This window comes from Streptomyces antnestii (genome assembly GCF_004005495.1).
Taxonomy (GTDB): domain Bacteria; phylum Actinomycetota; class Actinomycetes; order Streptomycetales; family Streptomycetaceae; genus Streptomyces; species Streptomyces antnestii.
Window position 1 is genome coordinate 1 of the sequence record NZ_RZYA01000047.1, and the last position, 5,001, is coordinate 5,001.

General features: G+C 57.2%; 2 rRNA genes. Both read right to left on the bottom strand.

Going from position 1 to position 5,001, the window contains the following annotated elements:
- Positions 1–33 precede the first annotated feature (33 nt).
- Positions 34–3,156 (bottom strand): 23S ribosomal RNA (locus EOT10_RS40820).
- 314 nt (positions 3,157–3,470) lie between these two features.
- Positions 3,471–4,996 (bottom strand): 16S ribosomal RNA (locus EOT10_RS40825).
- The 16S and 23S rRNA genes sit together here, the layout of an rRNA operon.
- Positions 4,997–5,001: the final 5 nt, after the last annotated feature.

A 5,001-nucleotide genomic window follows, 5' to 3' on the forward strand; every position in this document is an offset into this window, starting at 1 on the left:
GTTTCAGAACCAACACAGTGGACGCGAGCAACTGAGGACAAGCCCTCGGCCTATTAGTACCAGTCACCTCCACCCGTTACCGGGCTTCCAGATCTGGCCTATCAACCCAGTCGTCTACTGGGAGCCTTAACCCCTCAAGGGGGTGGGAATACTCATCTTGAAGCAGGCTTCCCGCTTAGATGCTTTCAGCGGTTATCCTTTCCGAACGTAGCCAACCAGCCATGCCCTTGGCAGGACAACTGGCACACCAGAGGTTCGTCCGTCCCGGTCCTCTCGTACTAGGGACAGCCCTTCTCAATATTCCTACGCGCACAGAGGATAGGGACCGAACTGTCTCACGACGTTCTAAACCCAGCTCGCGTACCGCTTTAATGGGCGAACAGCCCAACCCTTGGGACCGACTCCAGCCCCAGGATGCGACGAGCCGACATCGAGGTGCCAAACCATCCCGTCGATATGGACTCTTGGGGAAGATCAGCCTGTTATCCCCGGGGTACCTTTTATCCGTTGAGCGACGGCGCTTCCACAAGCCACCGCCGGATCACTAGTCCCGACTTTCGTCCCTGCTCGACCCGTCGGTCTCACAGTCAAGCTCCCTTGTGCACTTACACTCAACACCTGATTACCAACCAGGCTGAGGGAACCTTTGGGCGCCTCCGTTACTCTTTAGGAGGCAACCGCCCCAGTTAAACTACCCATCAGACACTGTCCCTGATCCGGATCACGGACCGAGGTTAGACATCCAGCACGACCAGAGTGGTATTTCAACGACGACTCCCCAACCACTGGCGTGGCTGGTTCAAAGTCTCCCACCTATCCTACACAAGCCGAACCGAACACCAATATCAAACTGTAGTAAAGGTCCCGGGGTCTTTCCGTCCTTCTGCGCGAAACGAGCATCTTTACTCGTAGTGCAATTTCACCGGGCCTATGGTTGAGACAGTCGAGAAGTCGTTACGCCATTCGTGCAGGTCGGAACTTACCCGACAAGGAATTTCGCTACCTTAGGATGGTTATAGTTACCACCGCCGTTTACTGGCGCTTAAGTTCTCAGCTTCGCACACCCGAAAGTGCACTAACCGGTCCCCTTAACGTTCCAGCACCGGGCAGGCGTCAGTCCGTATACATCGCCTTACGGCTTCGCACGGACCTGTGTTTTTAGTAAACAGTCGCTTCTCGCTGGTCTCTGCGGCCACCCCCAGCTCACCGTGTAAAACGGATCACCGGTGATGGCCCCCCTTCTCCCGAAGTTACGGGGGCATTTTGCCGAGTTCCTTAACCATAGTTCACCCGAACGCCTCGGTATTCTCTACCTGACCACCTGAGTCGGTTTAGGGTACGGGCCGCCATGAAACTCGCTAGAGGCTTTTCTCGACAGCATAGGATCATCCACTTCACCACAATCGGCTCGGCATCAGGTCTCAGCCTCATGGTGTGCGGATTTACCTACACACCGGCCTACACCCTTACCCCGGGACAACCACCGCCCGGGATGGACTACCTTCCTGCGTCACCCCATCACTCACCTACTAACCGCTTGGTTCGGCGGCTCCACCACTTTCCTTTCCCCGAAGGGTCCGGAACGGCTTCACGGCCTTAGCATCACGATGCTCGATGTTTGACGCTTCACAGCGGGTACCGGAATATCAACCGGTTATCCATCGACTACGCCTGTCGGCCTCGCCTTAGGTCCCGACTTACCCTGGGCAGATCAGCTTGACCCAGGAACCCTTAGTCAATCGGCGCACACGTTTCTCACGTGTGTATCGCTACTCATGCCTGCATTCTCACTCGTGAACCGTCCACAACTCGCTTCCGCGGCTGCTTCACCCGGCACACGACGCTCCCCTACCCATCCCAGCAGGCGTTGGCCCTATATGCTGGAATGACACGACTTCGGCGGTACGCTTGAGCCCCGCTACATTGTCGGCGCGGAATCACTAGACCAGTGAGCTATTACGCACTCTTTCAAGGGTGGCTGCTTCTAAGCCAACCTCCTGGTTGTCTGTGCGACTCCACATCCTTTCCCACTTAGCGTACGCTTAGGGGCCTTAGTCGATGCTCTGGGCTGTTTCCCTCTCGACCATGGAGCTTATCCCCCACAGTCTCACTGCCGCGCTCTCACTTACCGGCATTCGGAGTTTGGCTAAGGTCAGTAACCCGGTAGGGCCCATCGCCTATCCAGTGCTCTACCTCCGGCAAGAAACACACGACGCTGCACCTAAATGCATTTCGGGGAGAACCAGCTATCACGGAGTTTGATTGGCCTTTCACCCCTAACCACAGGTCATCCCCCAGGTTTTCAACCCTGGTGGGTTCGGTCCTCCACGAAGTCTTACCTCCGCTTCAACCTGCCCATGGCTAGATCACTCCGCTTCGGGTCTTGAGCGCGCTACTGAATCGCCCTATTCGGACTCGCTTTCGCTACGGCTTCCCCACACGGGTTAACCTCGCAACGCACCGCAAACTCGCAGGCTCATTCTTCAAAAGGCACGCAGTCACGACTGCATGTGCAAGCACATACAGCGACGCTCCCACGGCTTGTAGGCACACGGTTTCAGGTACTATTTCACTCCGCTCCCGCGGTACTTTTCACCATTCCCTCACGGTACTATCCGCTATCGGTCACCAGGGAATATTTAGGCTTAGCGGGTGGTCCCGCCAGATTCACACGGGATTTCTCGGGCCCCGTGCTACTTGGGTGTCTCTCAAACGAGCCGCTGATGTTTCGACTACGGGGGTCTTACCCTCTACGCCGGACCTTTCGCATGTCCTTCGCCTACATCAACGGTTTCTGACTCGTCCTGTCGCCGGCAGACGACAGAAGAGAGATCCCACAACCCCACATGCGCAACCCCTGCCGGGTCTCACACGCATATGGTTTGGCCTCATCCAGTTTCGCTCGCCACTACTCCCGGAATCACGGTTGTTTTCTCTTCCTGCGGGTACTGAGATGTTTCACTTCCCCGCGTTCCCTCCACATGCCCTATGTGTTCAGGCATGGGTGACAGCCCATGACGACTGCCGGGTTTCCCCATTCGGAAACCCCCGGATCAAAGCCTGGTTGACGGCTCCCCGGGGACTATCGTGGCCTCCCACGTCCTTCATCGGTTCCTGGTGCCAAGGCATCCACCGTGCGCCCTTAAAAACTTGGCCACAGATGCTCGCGTCCACTGTGCAGTTCTCAAACAACGACCAACCACCCGTCACACACCAAAACCTTGGTGTTTCACCGGGGCCGGCACTGAAGGCGACCAGATCGGCCGTACCTTCAGACACCCAACAGCGTGCCCGACACTCTTCCCGCTTCCCTCAACGTTCCACGCTCCGAGGAGCAGTACTTGCAGGAGAAGACGATCAAGTGTGCCGAATAGTCAACGTTCCACCCATGAGCTACCACCGTCGGACGTTTGCCGACGAAATGGCTCTTGAACCACCAGACAATGCCTGGCGGCCAAAGTGCTCCTTAGAAAGGAGGTGATCCAGCCGCACCTTCCGGTACGGCTACCTTGTTACGACTTCGTCCCAATCGCCAGTCCCACCTTCGACAGCTCCCTCCCACAAGGGGTTGGGCCACCGGCTTCGGGTGTTACCGACTTTCGTGACGTGACGGGCGGTGTGTACAAGGCCCGGGAACGTATTCACCGCAGCAATGCTGATCTGCGATTACTAGCAACTCCGACTTCATGGGGTCGAGTTGCAGACCCCAATCCGAACTGAGACAGGCTTTTTGAGATTCGCTCCGCCTCGCGGCATCGCAGCTCATTGTACCTGCCATTGTAGCACGTGTGCAGCCCAAGACATAAGGGGCATGATGACTTGACGTCGTCCCCACCTTCCTCCGAGTTGACCCCGGCAGTCTCCTGTGAGTCCCCATCACCCCGAAGGGCATGCTGGCAACACAGAACAAGGGTTGCGCTCGTTGCGGGACTTAACCCAACATCTCACGACACGAGCTGACGACAGCCATGCACCACCTGTATACCGACCACAAGGGGGGCACTATCTCTAATGCTTTCCGGTATATGTCAAGCCTTGGTAAGGTTCTTCGCGTTGCGTCGAATTAAGCCACATGCTCCGCTGCTTGTGCGGGCCCCCGTCAATTCCTTTGAGTTTTAGCCTTGCGGCCGTACTCCCCAGGCGGGGAACTTAATGCGTTAGCTGCGGCACCGACGACGTGGAATGTCGCCAACACCTAGTTCCCACCGTTTACGGCGTGGACTACCAGGGTATCTAATCCTGTTCGCTCCCCACGCTTTCGCTCCTCAGCGTCAGTAATGGCCCAGAGATCCGCCTTCGCCACCGGTGTTCCTCCTGATATCTGCGCATTTCACCGCTACACCAGGAATTCCGATCTCCCCTACCACACTCTAGCCTGCCCGTATCGACTGCAGACCCGGGGTTAAGCCCCGGGCTTTCACAACCGACGTGACAAGCCGCCTACGAGCTCTTTACGCCCAATAATTCCGGACAACGCTTGCGCCCTACGTATTACCGCGGCTGCTGGCACGTAGTTAGCCGGCGCTTCTTCTGCAGGTACCGTCACTTTCGCTTCTTCCCTGCTGAAAGAGGTTTACAACCCGAAGGCCGTCATCCCTCACGCGGCGTCGCTGCATCAGGCTTTCGCCCATTGTGCAATATTCCCCACTGCTGCCTCCCGTAGGAGTCTGGGCCGTGTCTCAGTCCCAGTGTGGCCGGTCGCCCTCTCAGGCCGGCTACCCGTCGTCGCCTTGGTGAGCTTCTACCTCACCAACAAGCTGATAGGCCGCGGGCTCATCCTGCACCGCCGGAGCTTTCAACCCCTCACCATGCGATGAGGGGTGTTATCCGGTATTAGACCCCGTTTCCAGGGCTTGTCCCAGAGTGCAGGGCAGATTGCCCACGTGTTACTCACCCGTTCGCCACTAATCCACCCCGAAGGGCTTCATCGTTCGACTTGCATGTGTTAAGCACGCCGCCAGCGTTCGTCCTGAGCCAGGATCAAACTCTCCGTGAATGTTT